14 protein-coding genes are annotated in these 19,979 nt (G+C 51.1%); 10 read left to right on the forward strand and 4 right to left on the reverse strand.

Annotation, left to right across the window (positions count from 1 at the left end; genetic code table 11):
• Positions 1-17: 17 nt before the first annotated feature.
• Entirely contained in the window at positions 18-1,280 is a 1,263-nt protein-coding gene (locus OO017_RS05505; protein WP_266051450.1) for an alkaline phosphatase family protein, read from the reverse strand.
• A gap of 191 nt (positions 1,281-1,471) precedes the next feature.
• Between OO017_RS05505 and OO017_RS05510 the strand changes: the two genes are divergently transcribed.
• A complete protein-coding gene (locus OO017_RS05510) occupies positions 1,472-2,848 on the forward strand; it encodes an MBL fold metallo-hydrolase RNA specificity domain-containing protein (RefSeq protein ID WP_266051451.1) in 1,377 nt (458 codons plus the stop codon).
• 696 nt (positions 2,849-3,544) lie between these two features.
• On the opposite strand, the gene OO017_RS05515 is transcribed toward OO017_RS05510, so the two are convergent.
• Both OO017_RS05515 and OO017_RS05520 read right to left on the reverse strand, forming a co-directional pair.
• A complete protein-coding gene (locus OO017_RS05515; RefSeq protein WP_266051452.1) occupies positions 3,545-4,009 on the reverse strand; it encodes an RES family NAD+ phosphorylase in 465 nt (154 codons plus the stop codon).
• The gene (locus OO017_RS05520) at positions 4,006-4,434 is read right to left on the reverse strand and encodes an Xre family toxin-antitoxin system antitoxin (RefSeq protein ID WP_266051453.1); all 429 of its coding nucleotides are present in this window, start codon (positions 4,432-4,434) and stop codon (positions 4,006-4,008) included. Before OO017_RS05520 ends, OO017_RS05515 begins: the two co-directional genes overlap by 4 nt.
• A gap of 162 nt (positions 4,435-4,596) precedes the next feature.
• Here OO017_RS05520 and OO017_RS05525 point away from each other — a divergent pair, with 162 nt between their 5' ends.
• From OO017_RS05525 to OO017_RS05555, 7 genes are all read left to right on the forward strand, one after another.
• Positions 4,597-5,325 carry a tetratricopeptide repeat protein gene (locus OO017_RS05525; RefSeq protein ID WP_266051454.1) on the forward strand — a complete coding sequence of 243 codons (729 nt, stop codon included), beginning with the start codon at positions 4,597-4,599 and terminating at the stop codon, positions 5,323-5,325.
• Positions 5,326-5,421: 96 nt separating this feature from the next.
• On the forward strand, positions 5,422-6,138 hold the full coding sequence (locus OO017_RS05530) for a tetratricopeptide repeat protein (RefSeq protein ID WP_266051455.1): 717 nt from the start codon (positions 5,422-5,424) through the stop codon (positions 6,136-6,138).
• Between the two features lie 104 nt (positions 6,139-6,242).
• Complete coding sequence (locus OO017_RS05535; RefSeq protein WP_266051456.1) at positions 6,243-7,076, forward strand: bifunctional transcriptional activator/DNA repair enzyme AdaA; 834 nt, start codon at positions 6,243-6,245, stop codon at positions 7,074-7,076.
• 243 nt (positions 7,077-7,319) lie between these two features.
• On the forward strand, positions 7,320-11,687 hold the full coding sequence (locus OO017_RS05540) for a CusA/CzcA family heavy metal efflux RND transporter (protein ID WP_266051457.1): 4,368 nt from the start codon (positions 7,320-7,322) through the stop codon (positions 11,685-11,687).
• A 4-nt stretch (positions 11,688-11,691) separates the two neighbouring features.
• Entirely contained in the window at positions 11,692-12,831 is a 1,140-nt protein-coding gene (locus tag OO017_RS05545; RefSeq protein ID WP_266051458.1) for an efflux RND transporter periplasmic adaptor subunit, read from the forward strand.
• A gap of 82 nt (positions 12,832-12,913) precedes the next feature.
• Positions 12,914-13,762 (forward strand): restriction endonuclease, encoded by an 849-nt coding sequence (locus OO017_RS05550; RefSeq protein ID WP_266051459.1) that lies wholly within the window; start codon positions 12,914-12,916, stop codon positions 13,760-13,762.
• A gap of 176 nt (positions 13,763-13,938) precedes the next feature.
• Positions 13,939-14,817: an OmpA/MotB family protein gene (locus tag OO017_RS05555; protein WP_266051460.1), complete on the forward strand. Its 879-nt coding sequence runs from the start codon at positions 13,939-13,941 to the stop codon at positions 14,815-14,817.
• A 231-nt stretch (positions 14,818-15,048) separates the two neighbouring features.
• Here OO017_RS05555 and OO017_RS05560 read toward each other — a convergent pair whose 3' ends face one another.
• Entirely contained in the window at positions 15,049-15,588 is a 540-nt protein-coding gene (locus tag OO017_RS05560) for a DUF2062 domain-containing protein (protein ID WP_266051461.1), read from the reverse strand.
• Between the two features lie 298 nt (positions 15,589-15,886).
• On the opposite strand from OO017_RS05560, the gene OO017_RS05565 reads away from it, so the two are divergent.
• Together OO017_RS05565 and OO017_RS05570 are read left to right on the forward strand one after the other, a co-directional pair.
• Positions 15,887-18,661: a TonB-dependent receptor gene (locus tag OO017_RS05565; protein WP_266051462.1), complete on the forward strand. Its 2,775-nt coding sequence runs from the start codon at positions 15,887-15,889 to the stop codon at positions 18,659-18,661.
• Between the two features lie 150 nt (positions 18,662-18,811).
• A complete protein-coding gene (locus tag OO017_RS05570) occupies positions 18,812-19,960 on the forward strand; it encodes a helix-turn-helix domain-containing protein (protein WP_266051463.1) in 1,149 nt (382 codons plus the stop codon).
• Positions 19,961-19,979: the final 19 nt, after the last annotated feature.

A 19,979-nucleotide genomic window follows, 5' to 3' on the forward strand; every position in this document is an offset into this window, starting at 1 on the left:
TTATAGTTTTAGTAGACCTACTTCAGTATGGCTTTGGCTACCTTACAATCGCCATCAATAGCATGTGTATACCTTAAACCGAGCAGTTTAGCCACTATAGCGTATACTTGTACATTGGTAAAAGAGGCCAGTTTAACACCTTCCTTAATGTCCGGGCCCCAGGCGTAGAAGGTCGCGTGCATGTCTTTAACTACGGTAGGGTCATAGCCGTGGGCACCCGGAGAAGGTTTACGGCTTGAGAAATGGAAAACCTTTGGCGCATCTGTCAGCAGCAGTATATCTCCCACGCGGTTATACGCATCGTCTTTTTTACCGTAATGCAGGCGGTTGGGCAGTTTGCCTTTTGTGTATACCTGGTAGGCTCCGTTGGCCTCTCTCTTTAGCTTTTTGTAGGTTGGTTTGATTGCGCTTTTATCTTTAGCGTGCAGCTCCACCACCATGCCGCCACCCGACACCAAAAAGTCGGCCGTGTCTATAGCAGCGGGCAGCGGCAGTGTGTTTTCCTGGTCTATCTGCGTCATACCGTGATCCGACACAAAAATGTAGTTTACCGGTAGCCCTGTGGTAGCTACGGCTTCAGTCAGTTGCTTCATTCTGTCGTCCAGTTTCTTTACCGCCTGTGCAGTTTCCGGGGTGTCGGGGCCGAACCGATGTCCGGCGTGGTCTACCTCCGGCAGGTAAAACGTGATCAGGTGTGGCCGCTTTTCTTCCGGAAGGTTTAACCAGTTAACCACTGTCTGCACACGTATATCGAACGGAACCTCTTCGCTATACTTATACCAGTAGGTAGGGCGCGTGTTTTGCACCGGAGCTTCAGAGCCTACCCAGTAGTAACTAGCCGACAGCAATTGGTTTTGCTCTGCCAGCACCCACAGGGGCACACCGCCATACCAGCTGCCATCTTCTACCTTCTCTCTGTTCCGCATAGAGTAGTGCTCCTTTCGTTGCGGGTCATAAAAGTAGTTATTGATGAGGCCGTGGCTGGCCGGGTACATGCCTGTAACTAATGTATAATGGTTCGGGAAAGTCTTGGAAGGGAACGAGGGCAGCATCGACTCTGCCTGTACTCCCTGGGCTCTTAGTGCCTGCAGATTTGCGGCGTCATACTTATCGGCATAGTCATACCGGAACCCATCCACAGAAATCATGATAACGTATGGCTTCTGTATCTGCTCCGGACTGTTGCGGCGTCCAGGCTCCACATGCTGCGCAGAGTCTACCTGCGCCCATGCCGGGGCGGCCAACAGCAGAGCAAGTATAAATATCTTCAAGCGTTTCATATCGCTAAGTTAAGCCGAACAGCTGAAACAAAGTATAAGCGTGAGTTAATTTAAGGTTAAGCTGCTGCTCCCGTTTTTGCAAAGTATAAACAAAAATTTCCGGCATTTTCTGGTAAAGTGATGGATATCAACTTTTATGATAGCACTTCGTTTTAAATTGAGGCCGTAAAACATCTTCCATCCCAAAAACTATGATTCCAGAACCATCTCCAGTGCAACTGCAGTTTTTAGGTGGTGCCGGCACTGTAACCGGCTCCAAAATATTAGTCCGTACGGAGCGTCACCAGGTACTTATCGACTGTGGCCTGTTCCAGGGCCTGAAGCAGCTGCGCCTGCTTAACTGGCAAAAACTACCAATAGACCTGGAGCAACTGGATGCCATTATACTTACCCACGGCCACCTGGACCACTGCGGCTACCTGCCCGTGCTGGTTAAAGACGGCTACGATGGTCCTGTCTACTCCACGCTTCCAACACGCGATGTGACAGAAATCATTCTCCGCGACAGCGCCCGCATTCAGGAAGAGGATGCCTTACAGGCCAACGAAGGGGGCTACTCCAAACACCACCCGGCCCAGCCACTCTATACCGAGGCCGATGTGGACCTGACCATGCCGCTTTTTGAGACACATGAAGATGGGGAGTGGGTGATCATCAACGAGGATTTTAAATTCTGTTTCCGAAGAAGCGGGCATATACTGGGGTCTGCTTTTGTCGAGCTCAGGTGCCAGGGGCGAAAGTTTGTGTTTTCAGGTGACCTTGGCCGCAGACGCCCGCTGTTAATGGAGCCACCCGTATTCGCAAAAGAGGCCGAATACCTAGTATTAGAATCCACTTACGGAGACCGCCTGCACAGTGAGTTGTCGCCTTACGAGGAGCTGGCTGAAGTGGTAAACCATACATATGAGAAAGGGGGCATACTTATAATCCCTAGTTTTGCGGTGGAGCGCGCGCAGGAACTGTTGCTGCTGCTCAACACCCTGCGCCAGGAGAAGAGCATCCCTCCCATCCCGATATTCCTGGATACGCCCATGGGCATTGACGTAACCTCCCTTTACCTGCACCACCGCAACTGGCACAGCCTAACCAACGAGGAGTGCGAAACCATGATGCGCGATGTGCATGTCATCCGGGAGTTTGAGCAGACCTTGCGGGTACTTGATAAAAAGGGTCCTAAAATAATTATTGCCGGAAGCGGCATGGTAACTGGCGGGCGCGTGCTATACTACCTGGCAAAGCTGCTGGATAACAGCGTAAACACCGTGTTGCTAGTAGGTTTTCAAGCGCCGGGTACACGGGGCAACCTGCTCCGCACTGGCGCCAGCGAGCTAAAGATACATGGGGAGTACTATAAAGTGCAGGCAGAGATTAGGCAGATTGGCTCCCTATCAGCCCACGGCGACCAGGATGACCTGATGTGGTGGCTAAGACACCTAAAAGCGGCACCTTCGCAAGTGTTTCTGAACCACGGAGAGGCCCAGGCCAGCGAGGCGCTACGACTGAAAATTACAGATGAATTGGGCTGGCCGGTTACTATTGCGCAGATGGGGGTTTCGTATGAGGTATAAGTTCTAAACTGCATAAGTCATACATTATGCTTTCACCTCTGGACCTTATCGCGCAAGTATTTATACTTATGTCCTTTTATCTTATTGCGTTTGTAACGCAACTGGCTCGGAGAGCCATATTTTATACTTTGGCTATACTTTATACTTTGCAATTTATTCTACCGCTGTTCCGGACATCCCTGTCCGGAACCTCTCTGCCGCGGACTTCCTAGTCCGCATATTTGTACTTTCATAGCCTCGGCTTTCTTCAACTGGACACAAGCTATCCTATTCTGCTACTGTTCATCCGCAGTCTTACAAGTGGCTTGTTGCATTTCTGGCTTTGGTTCCCTCCAGCCCGGGAGGGCTCGTCTTCCCGCATCGCGCTGTGTTCCCTCCTGCGCCAGGGCGCTGCCGCTAAGGCGGCACTGGATCTCACAAGGCGCTCAACGGAAAGACTGGGATCAGTTTTCAATAGCCACGGCCTTCGCTATGCAACAAGGATAGTTCCCCTCCTCGGAGCGGCTAGGGGTAGGTTCATACTTTAGCTTTTGACATCCATTCCCAACTATGAAACTTATACTTTAACATTAGTAGTCACAAATTCCCCGCCGTAGACAAGGAGGGGCTGGGTTGGCTGATACACGCCACTGCAAGCCTCCTTCCTGCCCCTCGGCGGCGGCACTTATTTGCGGAAGATTTGCACCAGCCACTCGCCTATTCCTTCACAAAAAGCCGCTTGTCGAACTCAAAAAGTGAGGTGTCCACCACCTTCACTTTACTAAACTCGGGGTGGCGGGGGTTAACGAGGTAGTTGTAGTTACCTTGCACTGTAGCAGAAGGCACCTTGAAAACCAGGTGCTCTGCCTCTTGTACAAACATGTCGCCGATCTCCTGCGTACTGTTGGCATGCGGAAAGGACTTCCAGTCTTCTGGCAGGTCAGCCTCGGCCAGTTCTTTTATACTTGCCTTGTCCGGAATCTCAATGCGGATGAGGTAATAATCCTTCGGTACAATACCCAGCGGCATGTGCACAGCTATTTCTACGGTGCAAAGCGCAATGGATTCACTTGTGTAAAGTATGGCCGTGCCTTTGCTGTTCCAGCGGCCGCCGGCTATCTCAGCGCCACGGCCCGAAAGGTCGTTTCGGTAAGGCCCCCTGCTGAGGCGGTACACGATCATGCCAGCACGCCGTGCTCAATGCGTGTCAGTTCATCACGCAGTAGCCCGATGCCAAAAGTACTGTCCAGCAGCTCTTTTGGCTTCAGGCCGCCTAAAGCTACGTTTTTGGCTTCCAGCCAGGCGTTAAAATTGGCCTTATCGCCAAAAACCTCAGAGCCCTTGTTATACATCAGCGTAATCTCCAGGATCTTCTCGGAGTGCAGCGGATCGAAAGTGCGCTTCTCTTTTTTGTAACGTTGAAAGGTACGCTCCGACAGGTGCAGGAAATTAGACCACTCACTCACGCTGAACGGAATTTTGTCGGCGATGCTCTGGAACAGGGTATACTTTATACCTTCGCGCACGGTGCTAATCAGCATGAATACGTCTTTATCGTCTATCAGCCTGTAGCTCAGGCTGCTGTCTATACTTAATGCTTGTCCCATGGTGATAGTCTTTATACTTTCAAATATACGAAAGTTGTCGATATAATAACGCCATTTGTCGCTAAATAGTTTGTAAACAGACAAAGCACGATTTGACTGGCTAAGATTTGTACTAAAGCCCAGCGTCAAAGCGTTAGAATGCAAAACCAGTAAAAGTATAAAATGCGACAGTGGATAGCAGCGGCAGGAATGATAGCAATAAGTATGAGTGGCTGCAACATGCAAAATGCCTTAACCGAGAATCAGCAGCCACAGCGGGTAAAACTTACAATGCAGGAGGTTATCCCCCCGATGGCACCCGCTACACCAGAGGCTGTTGCCGAGCAAAACAAGTTCCTGGAGCAGAATGTGAGCAGGTTTAAGAGCCGCAAGCTAGCCAGCGCCTACTATGTGCAGCAAGCCAAACGCACATTTAATGAAAGAAAGCCGGACTCTGCCATGGTATACTTTAACCGTGCCTGGCTGATGGACCGCAGCAACAATGAAATTTACTGGGGTTACGGACTGGTGTACGGACATAAAGCGCAGTATGACAAGGCCCTCTATATACTTTACCGCGCCCTGGACAAAGACAAGGAAAACACGCGCCTGCTCACCGATGTGGCCACCACCCACCTGGCACGCTACTATCAGCAAAGCAACCCCAACGACCTGCACCAAAGCAAGAAACTGCTAGAGCGGGCACTGAAATTAAACTCCGACAACGCTGCCGACACTTTCTATAAACTGGCCGTTAACAGCTATTACCTGTTGGAGTTCGGGCAGGCCTGGGATTACCTGCACCAGAGCATCCGCCAGGATAGAGGAAAAGAAGACAAAACGTTTATAGCCGCCTTGCTACAGCATGAACGAGACCCGCAGGGCGTATACACCCGGCAGGAGGTGCAATAATTTGCAAGTATAAAGCTACTGTACTACTTTTATGTGCTGGCACCTGAAATCTGAACGCCAGCTATATTTCAGATCAGACATAGCCTTATCTCCCTTATGAAAAGATTACTACTAGCCGCTGCGGCCTTTCTCTGCGCCACTACCTTAAGCCTTGCGCAGGAGCAGACGGCAGAATTAAGCCCGAAAGTACTGCCTATGTTTGGCGGTAAGCAGAAAACAGAGGCTGAGCAAAAGCAGGACGAGAAATTCCTGACCAGCTGCGACAAGAACTTTACAGACCGCCAGGAAGCCAGCAAGTTCTTTATGGAGCGCGGCTGGGAGTACCTGAATGAGGGGCAGGCTGATACGGCCGTGTACCGCTTTAACCTCGCCTGGTTGCTGAACCCGGATAACAAGGACACATACTGGGCTTTCGGACTCGTAACATCCGCCCGGGGCGACCAAGAGCATGCCATAGAGATGTATGAAAAGGCGTTGGCACTGGCTCCTAAAAACTCCCTGTTGCTGTCAGATGCCGCCTCTTCTTACCTCGCGGTGTATAAAGAAAAAAAGAAGAAAAAGAACCTGAAGAAAGCAGCTTCATATTTAAGCACCGCTACGGCATCTGACCCGACCAATGCATTTGCCCTGTACAACCTGTCGGTGGTAAAGTTCCACGAAAAAAAGTATAGCGAAGCCTGGGACTACCTGCACAAGAGCCGCAACCTTAACATGACCCAAATCGACTACAGCTATATCATGGAGCTGGTAGACAAGATGCCCGACCCGCAGGGCTTCTTCAACGCCACCAACCAGGATAGCGCATCGAACTAATACAGAATCCCTTGCCCAACGGCAGGGGATTTTTCATTCAGCCTAAGTATAAAATCCGCAAGAATCGGGTTGATAGTATAAAGCTGTTTTAGGTAATTGCCTCCATGAAACATTACGAAACAGTAGCCAAAGCACTGGCCTATATCCGGCAAAACACGGCACAGCAGCCCGCACTGGATGCAGTTGCCGCACACGTACACCTGAGCCCGCACCACCTGCAGCGGGTTTTTACGGAATGGGCAGGCGTTAGCCCAAAGAAGTTTCTGCAATACCTCTCGCTGCAGCATGCCAAGGCAGTGCTGGCACAAAGCGCTTCGTTGCTGGATGCCTCCCACAGCACAGGACTCTCCGGCAGCAGCCGTTTGCACGATCTGTTTGTGAAAATAGAGGGCATGACGCCGGGGCAGTATAAAAGCAAGGGCGAAGAGCTGCTGCTAAAGTATAGCTTCGGCGCTTGTCAGTTCGGCACCTACCTGGTTGCCTCTACGGAAAAGGGCATTTGCCACCTGCACTTTTACCAGGACCGGGAGCAGGCATTGATGGAGTTACAGCAAGCCTGGCCAAAGGCGCAACTCGTGCAGCAGCAGGACAGAATGCATCAGCAGGTAAGCGCATTTTTCGAAAACACGCTCAGTTCAGAAATGGGGCACATCAACCTCCACCTCAGCGGCACCCCGTTCCAGCTAAAAGTATGGGAAGCCCTACTACGCATTCCCGAAGCTCACCTTAGCTCCTACTCCACCCTTGCCAAACAGATAGATATGCCCACTGCCAGCAGAGCCGTGGGAACAGCCATTGGCAGCAACCCTATCGCTTTCCTTATACCCTGCCACCGCGTTATAAGAAGTGTGGGCGGTATCGGCGAGTACCGCTGGGGCAGCGAGCGCAAAATGGCTATGATCGGCTGGGAGGCCGCAAGCCTAGACAACCCAAATTAGGCGAACGAGCAAAAAATAAATCCCATCAGTGACAAAAGTCATAAAACACACCAAAAATTCTTATAATTTTAAACAATTATCTACAATCATAATTAAAACAACAAGATTGTACTAGTTTATTCTTGAGAGTCTTAATCGGTGAGCATCAAGTATGGAGCACCCTTTTTACAAGGCACATGTGAGCCTGTAACAGGCGCGCGACTACAGGTGAGGCTGAACGGGAGGAAAGTTAACTGAAGGAATATGCTTAATAAAATCATTTCCTTTTCCATACACAACAAACTCATTATCGGGCTATTCGTTATTGGTCTGGTCGTGATGGGTATCTACAACCTGACCAAACTCCCGATTGATGCGGTGCCGGATATCACGGACAACCAGGTGCAGGTAATCACGGTGGCTCCCTCGTTGGGTGCGCCTGACATTGAGCGCCTGGTAACCTTTCCGGTGGAGCAGGCCAACAGCAATATTCCTGGCATTAAAGAGATTCGTAGCTTCTCGCGCTTTGGGCTTTCGCTTGTTACCATTGTGTTTCAGGAAGGCGTGGATGTTTACTGGGCGCGGCAGCAAGTGGCGGAACGCCTTCAAACCGTAGCCTCAGAGATTCCGGAAGGTGTGGGCACCCCAGAAATGGGCCCGGTTACCACAGGTCTGGGAGAGATTTACCAGTATGTAGTGCGACCAGAAAAGGGCTATGAAGACCAGTACGACGCCATGGAGCTTCGCACCATTCAGGACTGGATTGTGCGGCGGCAGTTGCTGGGCGTGCCGGGCGTGGCCGATGTCAGCAGCTTCGGCGGATACCTCAAGCAGTATGAAATAGCTGTTGACCCAAGCCGGCTTAAGTCCTACGGCCTCACCATTTCCGATGTTTTTACTGCGCTGGAGAACAACAACCAAAACACGGGCGGCTCCTACATCCATAAAGGCGATGCCGTCCTTTTTATCCGCAGCGAAGGCCTGCTGGGAAGTATACCCGAAATCGAAAGCATTGCCATCGAGAGCACCGAAAATGGTACGCCCCTCTACCTGCGCGATGTGGCCGACGTAACGTTTGGTCATGCCACGCGCTTCGGAGCCATGACTTATAACGATGAAGGTGAAGTAGCCGGCGCCGTGGTCATGATGCTGAAAGGCGCTAACAGCAACGAGGTCATCAAAGAAGTAAAGTCCCGCATCGCCCAGGTACAGGAATCTCTGCCGGAAGGCGTGGTAATCGAGCCCTTCCTGGACCGCACCAAGATGGTAAACAACGCCATCAATACTGTCGAGAAAAACCTGGCAGAAGGTGCGCTCATTGTGGTATTCGTGCTGGTGCTGTTCCTCGGGAATCTGCGCGCTGGTTTAATAGTGGCCTCTGTTATTCCGCTGGCCATGCTGTTTGCCGTATCCATGATGAACACCTTTGGCGTAAGCGGTAACCTGATGAGCCTGGGCGCCCTGGATTTTGGGTTGATTGTAGATGGTGCCGTAATCATTGTAGAGGCGGTGCTCCATACTTTCCACGTGAACAAGCGCTTTGCCACCACTCACCGCCTGGAGCAGGGCCAGATGGACGAAACGGTGAAAGAATCAGCCAGCCGCATGATGAACAGTGCCATTTTCGGGCAGATCATCATCCTGATCGTGTACTTGCCCATACTTACCCTACAGGGCATTGAAGGCAAGATGTTCCGGCCTATGGCGCAGACGGTTTCCTTTGCCCTGATCGGCGCCGCCATCCTTTCGCTGACCTATGTGCCCATGATGAGTGCGCTGTTCCTAAGCAAGAAGATACGCCACAAGCCCACTTTCTCAGACCGCATGATGGCTAAGATCGAGAACTTCTATCAAAACCGACTGCGCCGCGTGATCGATTACCCGAAGACGGTGATTACTGCCGCTGTGCTGCTATTTGCGGGCGCTCTGCTGGTACTACTGTCATTAGGTGGTGAGTTTATACCTGCGCTGGAGGAAGGTGATTTTGCGGTGGATACCCGCGTGCTCACGGGCAGTAACTTAAACACCACCATCCGCTCCACGCAACAAGCAGCAAGTATACTTTTAGACCGCTTCCCGGAAGTGCAGAAAGTGGTGACAAAGATCGGCTCCGGGGAGATCCCAACCGACCCCATGCCGATAGAGGCCAGTGACATGATGGTGATTCTGAAGCCAAAAGCTGAGTGGACATCAGCCGCCACCTTTGATGAGCTGGCCGAGAAAATGGGCAATGCCCTACAGGATGTGCCGGGCATCACAGCCGGCTTTCAGTACCCGGTGCAGATGCGTTTCAACGAACTCATGACCGGTGCGCGTCAGGATGTAGTATGCAAGATCTTTGGCGAGGACCTGGACACGCTGGCGCACTATGCGCAGCAACTGGGCCAGATAGCCACCACCGTGGAAGGTGCCACTGACCTGTATGTGGAACAGGTTACGGGCATGCCGCAGATCGTGATCAAGTATAACCATGCCGCCATCGCGCAGCATGGCTCCAACATTGCCGACATCAACCGAACCGTGAATGCTGCTTTTGCAGGCGTAAGCAGCGGACTGATCTTTGAAGGCGAGCGCCGCTTTGACCTGGTGGTGCGCCTGCAGGGGGAGCTGCGCCAGAACCTGGACAATGTACAGAACCTACTCGTGCCAACCCCGGCAGGACAGGTTCCTTTATACTTGCTGGCCGATGTAAACCTGGAAGAAGGCCCTTACCAGATACAGCGCGAGGATGCCAAGCGCCGGATTATAGTGGGCTTTAACGTGCGTGGCCGTGACGTGCAGAGCATCGTGGATGAACTGCAGCAGAAAGTAACACAACAGCTTACATTGCCACCGGGTTACTATATCGCGTATGGAGGTGATTTTGAGAACCTGGAGGCGGCACGCAAGCGCTTGTCTGTGGCAGTGCCTATCTCTTTAGCGCTTATTTTCCTGCTATTATACTTTGCCTTTCGGTCGGTGCGCTACGGGCTGCTCATTTACTCGGCCATTCCTTTATCGGCAATCGGCGGCATCTTAGCCCTTTGGTTCCGCGACATGCCGTTTAGTATTTCTGCCGGCGTTGGCTTTATAGCGCTGTTTGGTGTGGCCGTGCTAAACGGTATCGTGATGATCGCAGAATTTAACCGGTTGCGGTTAGCCGGAGGTTTAACCCTTCGGGAAATTGTGCTGGAAGGGACAAAAACGCGTTTGCGGCCGGTGCTGATGACGGCAAGTGTGGCGAGCCTGGGCTTTTTACCGATGGCTTTAAGTATGGGTGCCGGTGCCGAAGTACAACGCCCACTGGCTACAGTGGTAATTGGCGGATTGGTAGTGGCAACGTTGCTCACGCTGTTCGTGCTGCCATCCTTATACATCCTGTTTGAAAAAGGCGCGCATCACAAAGACAAATCGAGCAAAGCGGTTGCCACTATGGTAAGCATCGCCTTGCTGCTGTTGCTCCCGAACCTGGCAGCGGCGCAAATACCTATCACGCTGGAAAAGGCTATAGCAAAGGCACAGCAGCAGAACCTGCCGCTACAGAACGAGCGCCTGCAGGCAAAAGCTTTAGAGAAACTCCAGGGCACTGCCTGGGACATACCGCAAACCACAATTACCGGCGAGTACGGAAAGTTTAACAGCGCCTACAAAGACACCCGCTTCAGCGTAACGCAAAGTATAAAATTCCCGACGGTTTATGCGCAGCAAAAGAAAGTGCTGAGAAACGAGTGGCGACAGGGTGTGCTACAGTCTGAATTGTCGGCGTACGAACTGCAGTGGCAGGTAATGTCCCTATACTATGAGATGCTGTACGCCAGGGAAAAGCAAAACCAGCTGCTCCGAACGGATAGTTTGTACGCCACGTTCCTGCGCAACGCGGAGCTTCGTTTTGAAAAAGGAGCAAGCAACATCCTGGAAAAAAACACTGCCCAAACGCAGCGCGGGCAGGTAAGCCAGCAACTGAAGCAGGTACAGCGGGATATCGCTGAACTTCAGCAACAGTTCCAGCTGCTGCTCCATACCGACACCTTATATGTACCTGCTGATCGTGCGCTGAAAATGGACCTGACCGTTACACAGGATTCTGCCGCAATGGCTGCCCACCCATACTTAAAAGTACTGCAGCAACAGCAGGAAGTGAACCAGGCGAAGACGAAAGCAGAGCAGGCACAGCTTCTCCCCGACCTGCACATGAGTTACAACAACCTTAGTATTAAAGGCACTCAGACTATAGATGGCGTAGAGCGCACCTATACTTCCTCGGACCGCTTTTCCTCAGTAGAACTAGGTGTTGGCATTCCAATTTTCTTTGGGGCTCAGAAATCGCGGATACAGGCGGCCAGGGTACAGGAGCAGGTAGCGCAAAACAGCTACAAAGCCGGAAAACTCACCCTGGAAACACAACTGCGCAAAGCCCTGGAGCAGTACCAACTGGCCAGCGAAACACTCACCTACTACGAGCAGACGGCCCTGCCGAATGCAGGGTCCATCATCAGAACAGCCGACGAGCAATTTCGTGGCGGCGAGATTGATTACCTGGAGTGGGTGTTGCTCACCAACCAGGCCATCACGCTGCAAACCAGCTACCTCGATGCTGTAAGAAATTACAACCAAAGTATACTGGAGATCAAAGCACTTACCGGAAGAAATTAAGCGCATGAAAAAGCTCATTCCTATATACATCGCCGCCGTTTTGATGACAGGCTGCAGCCCGGATCAGCCAGCCGGGACAAAGGCCGTAGAAAAGCCGCAGGACACCAACCTGGTGCAGCTTACGCCGGCGCAACTGCAGAATGCCAATATAAAAACCGCTAAACCAGAGCGTTTGACCATCTCTTCGGTCATACAGGTGAATGGCGTCATGGAAGCGCCCCCGCAAAGTATGGTTTCGGTAAGTGTGCCCTTGGGAGGATACCTGAAAAAGACGAACCTGCTGGCCGGCATGCACCTGAAAAAAGGGCAGCTGATGGCCGAGCTGGAAGACCAAAGTTACATACAGCTGCAGCAGGATTACCTGACTGCCAAAGCACGGCTTGCCTACCTGGAGCAGGAGTACAACCGCCAGCGCGACCTGAACCAGAGCAAAGCCAGCAGCGACAAAGTTTTCCAGCAGACGCAGGCGGAGTATAAAAGCCAACAGGTGTTGCTGAAGGCGCTGGCCGAGAAACTGCGCATGGTAGGTGTAAATCCGAACCGTCTCACCGAAAGCACTCTCTCCCGCACCATGCGCCTTTATTCGCCCATCGATGGCTACGTAACGAAGGTGAATGTAAATACGGGCAAGTATGTGGTGCCGACTGATGTGCTGTTTGAGTTGGTGGACCCGCGCGACCTGCACCTGATGCTGACCGTGTTTGAGAAAGACCTAGACAAGCTGGATATCGGTCAACATGTGGTTACTTACCGCGCCAACCAGCCAGAGGATAAGTATGAAGCAGAAATAGTTTACATTGGCAAAGATGTGAACGACAACAGGGCCGTGGAAGTGCACTGCCACCTGAAGAAGAGTGCCCCACAATTGGTGCCCGGCATGTTCATGAATGCTGAGATCGAAGTTAAAAGCCAGCAAGCTTATACTTTGCCCGAAGATGCCATTGTACGCTATGGCAGCAAGCAATATGTATTCGCCGTAAGGGACAGCAGCATTTTTGAGATGATTGAAGCCCGGACGGGCAATACGGAACACGGCTATACTTCCCTAATCCCGTCTGATGCCCTCCAGCCTGAGAACCAACTGTACGTAACCCATGGAGCCTATACCTTGCTCATGAAGTTAAAGAACAAGGAGGAGGAGTAAATTAGGCCAGGCACAGGTTCGATAAACAATCAGGCCTAAAGTATGACCTGCGCAAGTATAAATACACCTAAAACCCCATAAAATGGATCAACTTGTCGTGACGAAAGCCTCTGGAGAGAAAGTGCTTTTTTCGGTCGGGAAACTAAAACTGTCCCTGAAGAAATCCGGAGCCGATGATGCTTTAGTACAAGAAGTACTGCACGAGCTGGAGCCAGTGCTTTATGAAGGCATCCCAACCAAGAAGATCTACAAGCACGCCTACGCCATCCTTAAAAAGCTTTCGAAACCCACGGCGGCTCGCTATAGCCTGAAAAAGGGAATTATGCAGCTTGGCCCATCAGGTTTCCCGTTCGAGAAGTTTGTGGCCGAAATATTAGAGATGCAGGGTTATAGCACCCAGATCGGGGTTTTCGTGGATGGGCACTGTGTGCGGCATGAGATTGATGTGATCGCCTCCAAAGACGGAAAGCATTACATGATCGAATGCAAGTACCATAACCTGAGCAGCAATAAGTCTAATGTCAAGATCCCGATGTACATCCACTCCAGGTTTAAAGACGTGGAGAAAGTATGGCCTTCAGAGCAGGAGTATGAAATCCGCTTTCATCAGGGTTGGGTGGTAACCAATACACGCTTCACCGAAGATGCCATCCGTTTTGCCTCCTGCATGAACCTGCACCTGATGGGCTGGGACTATCCGGCTAAGGCAGGTATAAAAGACATGGTCAACTCTTTTGCGCTCTACCCCCTCACCTGCCTCACCACCCTCTCCCACGCCCAGAAACAGCGGTTGCTGGACCTCAAGATCGTACTATGCAAAGAGCTGCTGCATAACGAGTCGGTGCTAATACACAAGGCCGGCGTGAAAGAAGGACATGTCGGCAGCGTGATGAACGAGGTGGAAAGCCTTTGCGGAAGCCACAGAACTTGAGGCAGACAAACGTATGAAACCGCCCGTCTCTTCTTAGCAGACTACGCCACCGCGTGCTCAAGCCCATCCCCTAAGTATAAATCAAAAAACACAGGCAGTAACAAAGTTGCAACCACAATTAACTGTTTTTTACTATATTTGCTAATACCCTTATTACAAACTATTAGCTAAAGCTTATGAGAAAACATCTATTCAAAGCCTCCATAGTTTTGTTGGCTGGTAGCATGTCACTTTCCTCGTGCGTGGTATCAAAAAAGAAGTATGACGACCTGATGGCCCGCAAAAATGCGCTGGAGATGGACAAGGCCGGACTGGAGCAGGACAAATCGACCCTGGAGCAGCAGAAAGCTGATCTGGAGGCGGCCAAAGCCAGCCTCGAGGAAGAGCGTGCACAGTTAGAGCAGCAGAAGCGCGAGTATGAGGAGAGTCTGGCCAAAGCCCTGAAAGAAGGCAAAACCCTGGGCGAGAACCTGAACATGAGCAAGTCGCAGATAGAGCGCCTGAACGCCGACCTGAAAGCGCGTGAGGCGCGACTGGCCGAGTTGCAGCGCATTCTGGATGAGAAGGACGCCGCCGTGGCCAACCTGCGCAACCGCGTGAGCAAGGCCCTGTTAGGCTTTAACGATAAGGACCTGACCATAGACGTGCGCAACGGCAAAGTATACGTATCGCTGGCAGAGCAACTTCTGTTTAACTCCGGCTCTACCAAAGTTGACCCGAAAGGCGTGGATGCCCTGCGCAAGCTGGCCTCGGTACTGCAGGAGCAAAAAGACGTGAACGTGCTGGTGGAAGGCCACACGGATGATGTGCCGATTGCAAAAGGCACCGTAGGTATGCAGGATAACTGGGACCTGAGCGTGCTTCGCGCCACGGAAATTACCCGCATCCTGGCAAACGCAGGTGTAGATCCAACCAGAGTAACACCTTCTGGACGCTCAAAGTATGTGCCTCTGGACGAAGCTAAAACCAAGGAAGCCCGTCAGAAAAACCGCCGTACAGAGATCATCCTGACACCAAAGCTTGATGAGTTGTTCCAGATTCTGGAGACAACCTAAGCAGGTTTAGAGTATAAATACTAAAACAGCCAGCCCATTTATTTAGGCTGGCTGTTTTGTTTCAGGCAAAGAGCCTGTTTAGAGCTTATTAAAATCCATACTGCCTGCCCTTGCTGCGTGTTATCACCAGCAAGCATAATAGCCAGTGCCTTTAAATTGTTGGTGAAAAACACCAACAATGGCGGGTTAAATTTTTTTAACCAAAACTCTAAACAGCTTCAAAGTATAAAATCATAAAGTCTGTATTACTTCTACATCTACAGCACTGGTATCCTCTTCCACTACTGCCAGTTTGGGCTTTGGCAGCACCCGATGGAACAACGGGATAAGTATAAAGTATAAAGCAGCGCCTGTTGGTATGGCTAACAGCGCCCAGGCCGCAATTCCCGCCAGATTGGCCATCCAAAGCTTACTGATGGCATCCAGCCAGTCTGCCCTGAACATGGCCTGCATCTCGCTTAGCGACAATCGTAGTTCTCCCAATCCGAAAACAGAAATTCCCAGGCGAATAAAAGGTATAGCTAACAGCAACTGCAACGGCTGCACCAGGTAACTTACCAGCACAGTGGCTGCAATGTTGAGCCTGAAGCGTGCGGCCACGGCAGTAGAGAGCAAAGTTGTAATACCGAACGCAGGCACCACCCCGATCACGCTGCCAACCGCCACCGTTGCCGAAAGGCTGCGTGGTGTCATCCCCTGCCGCAGCAGGTTAGATACCGGCTGCACCAGCCTTTTTTTCAGAAATGTGGATATGACGTTGTAGGCGGCCAAGATTGGTAAATTAAAAGTATGGAGTGTATGTGCTGCAAACGGGAAAAGCAGGGATAAAAGTATAGCTATGGAGGGCTCCTTTAGCAAATCTTCTGCAGCTGCTTTTTATACGTGTACGGGCACAAAAGTAACCTGTGTTTCACGAATTTGTTTGCCGTTTTTGCAAAGAAAAATCCACCCCATATTTAACAGGATTATTACCCTTCAGAATATTAAAAGTTTTTCATACATAGGTTAAACCTAACCGCCAAACCAATGTCTAAACAGCCTAGACTTATAATGACTTTCACACCGACACATGAAGAGGCTTTTTACCACTTTAATGCTGCTTGTAGCCATGCTACAGGCATTTGCACAAACCACATCGGTAACCGGCTCTGTGCAGAGCGGCAGCGACAAGACTGCGCTGCCAGGTGCTAATGTAGTGCTGACTCGCACAGCAAACGCCGCTAAAACAGTAACAGCCACCGACGGCGAAGGAAACTTCCGGTTTGAGCGTGTGGCGCAGGGGCAGTATACCTTAGAAATCAACTACATCGGGTTTCAGAATTTTTCCCGCACGTTCCAGGTGGCCGGTGCGCCGGTTAACCTAGGGCCGCTGATGCTACAAGACGGAGCCACCGCTATTCAGGAGGTGCAGATCATTGGCCGTGCGCCGCTGGGTGAGCAGAAAGGCGACACCTCCCAGTTCAATGCCAAGGCTTTCAAGACCGCACCAGACGCCAGCGCCGAGGACCTAGTGACGAAAATGCCGGGCGTAACAGTACAAGACGGAAAAATTCAGGCACAGGGCGAGGATGTGCAGCAGGTAATGATTGACGGGAAGCGCTATACAGGTGAGGACGTAAACTCCGCCGTGCGCAACCTGTCGGCAGACATGGTAGAGAGTGTGCAGGTTTTTGATGGCCAGAGCGACCGTGCCGCCTTCAGTGGTTTTGACGATGGCAACCGCCTGAAAACACTCAACTTCGTGACGAAGAAGGAAAAACAACATGGCTACGTAGGCAAAGCATCAGCCGGGTATGGAACGGATGAACGTTACATGCTGGGTGCCACCGTAAATTACTTTAACGGTAGCCAGCGCATCACGGCAACGGGCTTGACCAATAACATCAACATGTTTGATTTCTCCATAGGTGAAACGCCTGGTGGTGGTATGCGCGGCCGCAGAGGCTGGGGAGGCGAATCGCCGAATGGCATCATCAACACGAACACCTTTGGCCTGAACTATAACGATATGTGGGGCAAAAAGATGGAGGTGAGCGGAAACTACAACTACTCAAACCGCGATGTCATCAACAACCAGTACCGCTTCCGCGATTTTGTGAACAGCGACACCACATACACCGAGAACAGTCTTAACCAGAAAATTACAGATAGCCACCGCTTTAACTTCAGGCTTCAGTATAACATAAATGAGAACAACAGGCTGCTTATTCGACCGAACGTTACCATACAGCGTAATGAGTCGTTGGTTGGGCGTAACGCCAGTACCATTGCAAACGGAGATGAGCTGACAAACTCCATCAACTCTGACAACGTGGACAATGCAAGCCTGAACCTGGGTAATACCATCCTCTACTCCCACCGTTTCGGCGACTCAGGCCGAATCCTGACCACGGAGATTGAGACAAGGTACACGAACACAGCCGGTGAGACGTATCAGCGCGAGAACACGACTAACTTTCTGGATGAAGAGCGAAATGTGGATCGTAACCAATTTATAGAGCTAGACAGAGCCAATTTTAGCTGGTCAGGCAACCTGGATTATTCCCAGCGCCTGGCAGAAAAGTCGCGCCTGCAGTTGGAGTATAACATCAGCAACCGCGACAACGACTCCGACAAAAGAACTTATGATTACGTGGAGGGAGAAGGCTACAGCGAATTTAACTCACCGCTCAGCAACACGTTCCAGAACAACTACGTGGCACAGCGGTTCGGGCCAAGCTACCAGTACAAAAACGAAAAATCGAGCTTCCAGCTGAATGCAAGGTATCAGTATGCCACCCTGCGCGGGGAGAGCGAGTTCCCGGAGCTGTATTCCCTAAAGCGAGACTTCAACAATGTGCTCCCCTCTGCAGAGTATGAGTATAAGTTCTCCAAATCAACAAACCTGAGAATAAACTACCGAACCACCACCAACGAGCCATCTGTAGATCAACTGCAAGACGTGCTGGATATCTCCAATCCCTTACGGCCAAGTATAGGCAACCCGTCCTTGGGGCAAGAGTATCAGAACAGGCTCTTCATGCGTTTCCGTAAGTTTAATGCCGAAACCAACCAGGTGTTCTTTATGGGTATCTTCGGCACCATGACACAGGACTACATCACCAACAGTATCTATACACGCGATGTGCCGTTTGAGCTGCCGGAGAGCTATACGTACCGGCCCGGAGCCCGCTTCTCGCGCCCTGTGAACCTGGATGGCTACTGGAGCGTGCGTTCATTCTTCAACTATGGCCAGCCGGTTAACTTCATCAGTTCAAACTTTAACGTGAACGGCTCGGTGGGCTACTCCAGAACTCCGGGTATGATAAACGAAGAGATTAACTACGCTAACAACACCAACTTCCGGGTTGGTTTGAACCTGAGCAGCAACATCAGCGAAAAGGTGGACTTTAACGTATCGACAAGCGGCAGTTATGAACTGGTAGAAAACACACTGAACACGACCCAGAACAACAACTACTATAACCACAGTTCTAACCTGCGCCTCAATGCCACCATCTGGAAAGGCCTTGTGTACCGCACAGAGCTAAACCACCAGTTTAATTCAGGACTTTCTGAAGGTGTGGATCAGGCTTACCTGCTCTGGAACATGAGTCTGGGCAAAAAGGTGTTTAAAAACCAGCAGGGTGAAATTAGCCTGAGCGTAAACGACCTGCTGAAGCAGAACGTGAGCATTGAACGCAACATTGCCGCCGACTATGTGGAGGATGTGCAGTCTACGGTGCTACAGCGCTACTTCATGCTGACCTTTACCTATAACCTACGCAAATTTATAAGTGGGGCAGCGCCGGAGATGAACCAGAACCGCGGTGGTAACTGGGGCGGCAGACCAGGAGGACATTAACCTGAGTACTTTACACCTGTCTTTAAGCCCGGGCCATATGGTCCGGGCTTTTTTTATTGCCCGCATTTTAAGAGGTATAAATATGATTTATTTGAATTTCATTTTAGCTTTAGCCTAAAATAAAGTATAAGCCGCTATTTATACTTGCCGATGCCATTACAGGAGCATTTCTTCCGGTTTGATTGGTTTGCAGCCGTACTGCTGGTGGGCGTGGTGCAGGGCTTTTTTCTGTCGCTGTTGTTTTTGGCTAAAAGGCCGCACCGGCAGCCTTACCACCACCTGTTGCTGGCTGCCCTGGTGTTTAGTTTTGCCTGCATGGTGCTGGAGGTGTTTCTTTGCTACAGCGGCCTCATGTTCCGGGTGCTCCCGCTGGTTGATTTTTCGGAACCGCTTAATTTTGCGGCTGGCCCCCTCACCTACCTGCTTTTCCGGAGCCTCAACGGGAACAACTGGACACGGAGGCAGTGGCTGCACTTCATTCCGTTCGTGGTATACTTCCTCTACCACACCCTTTTTTACATACAACCAGAGGCGGTTAAGTATAATGCCTACATCGGCGCCTATTTCCCGGAGATGCAGCAAGTGCCGGTTACCGGCGGGGTTAACCCGGATCCGCTGCACTGGACGGAGTATGTAAACGAGCTAACAATACTTCACATCCTGCTCTACATCGGTCTCTGCTTTTGGCTTTTAAAAAAGCAGAGCACCTCTCAAGCACAAAATGCATACTTTTACTCCTGGGCTAGGTTCCTGCTTTACTTTTTCATCGCCACCCTTGTACTGGTCATCTTTGTAAAACTGCGTTACGAACATGACCTGGGCGACCATTTCCTGGCCACCTTCCTGGTGTTGCAGCTCTTTTTCGCAAGCTTTAAAATCATCACAGACTCCGCCTTCTTTCAGCCGGTGGTACAGGTAAAGTATGAGAAATCGGCCTTGAGCGAGGAGGCAAAGCAGGACCTGCTGCAGAAGCTGAAAACCGCGGAGAAAGAGAAATTCTACACCCGGCCCTCGGCCACGCTACCCTCATTGGCAAAACAGTTGCATACATCGCCACATTACCTCTCCCAAAGCCTGAACGAACGCCTGGGCAAAAGTTTTTTTGAGTACCTGGCCGAACTGCGCATCAAGGAAGCCAAAGCCATACTTGCCGACCCTGCCCAGCAGCACCTGAAAGTGGAGGAAGTGGCAGAGCAGGTTGGGTATATGTCTAAGTCAGCTTTCAGCGCCGCGTTTAAAAAATACACCGGCCAGACGCCGGGGCAATACCGCAAAACAGCCGTTCCCGGGGCAGTTTAAGTACTTCCCTATAGGTTAG

The sequence above is a fragment of the Pontibacter anaerobius genome (assembly GCF_026241195.1).
In the GTDB taxonomy this organism is placed as follows: Bacteria; Bacteroidota; Bacteroidia; order Cytophagales; family Hymenobacteraceae; genus Pontibacter; species Pontibacter anaerobius.

What these genes read in the sequence shown, in the direction of transcription:
- OO017_RS05540 (WP_266051457.1), top strand. Translation starts at nt 7,320, where the DNA reads ATGCTTAATAAAATCATTTCCTTTTCCATACACAACAAACTCATTATC.
- OO017_RS05505 (WP_266051450.1), bottom strand. Translation starts at nt 1,280, where the DNA reads ATGAAACGCTTGAAGATATTTATACTTGCTCTGCTGTTGGCCGCCCCG.
- OO017_RS05530 (WP_266051455.1), top strand. Translation starts at nt 5,422, where the DNA reads ATGAAAAGATTACTACTAGCCGCTGCGGCCTTTCTCTGCGCCACTACC.
- OO017_RS05555 (WP_266051460.1), top strand. Translation starts at nt 13,939, where the DNA reads ATGAGAAAACATCTATTCAAAGCCTCCATAGTTTTGTTGGCTGGTAGC.
- OO017_RS05520 (WP_266051453.1), bottom strand. Translation starts at nt 4,434, where the DNA reads ATGGGACAAGCATTAAGTATAGACAGCAGCCTGAGCTACAGGCTGATA.
- OO017_RS05525 (WP_266051454.1), top strand. Translation starts at nt 4,597, where the DNA reads ATGCGACAGTGGATAGCAGCGGCAGGAATGATAGCAATAAGTATGAGT.
- OO017_RS05510 (WP_266051451.1), top strand. Translation starts at nt 1,472, where the DNA reads ATGATTCCAGAACCATCTCCAGTGCAACTGCAGTTTTTAGGTGGTGCC.
- OO017_RS05545 (WP_266051458.1), top strand. Translation starts at nt 11,692, where the DNA reads ATGAAAAAGCTCATTCCTATATACATCGCCGCCGTTTTGATGACAGGC.
- OO017_RS05550 (WP_266051459.1), top strand. Translation starts at nt 12,914, where the DNA reads ATGGATCAACTTGTCGTGACGAAAGCCTCTGGAGAGAAAGTGCTTTTT.
- OO017_RS05535 (WP_266051456.1), top strand. Translation starts at nt 6,243, where the DNA reads ATGAAACATTACGAAACAGTAGCCAAAGCACTGGCCTATATCCGGCAA.
- OO017_RS05565 (WP_266051462.1), top strand. Translation starts at nt 15,887, where the DNA reads ATGAAGAGGCTTTTTACCACTTTAATGCTGCTTGTAGCCATGCTACAG.
- OO017_RS05570 (WP_266051463.1), top strand. Translation starts at nt 18,812, where the DNA reads ATGCCATTACAGGAGCATTTCTTCCGGTTTGATTGGTTTGCAGCCGTA.
- OO017_RS05515 (WP_266051452.1), bottom strand. Translation starts at nt 4,009, where the DNA reads ATGATCGTGTACCGCCTCAGCAGGGGGCCTTACCGAAACGACCTTTCG.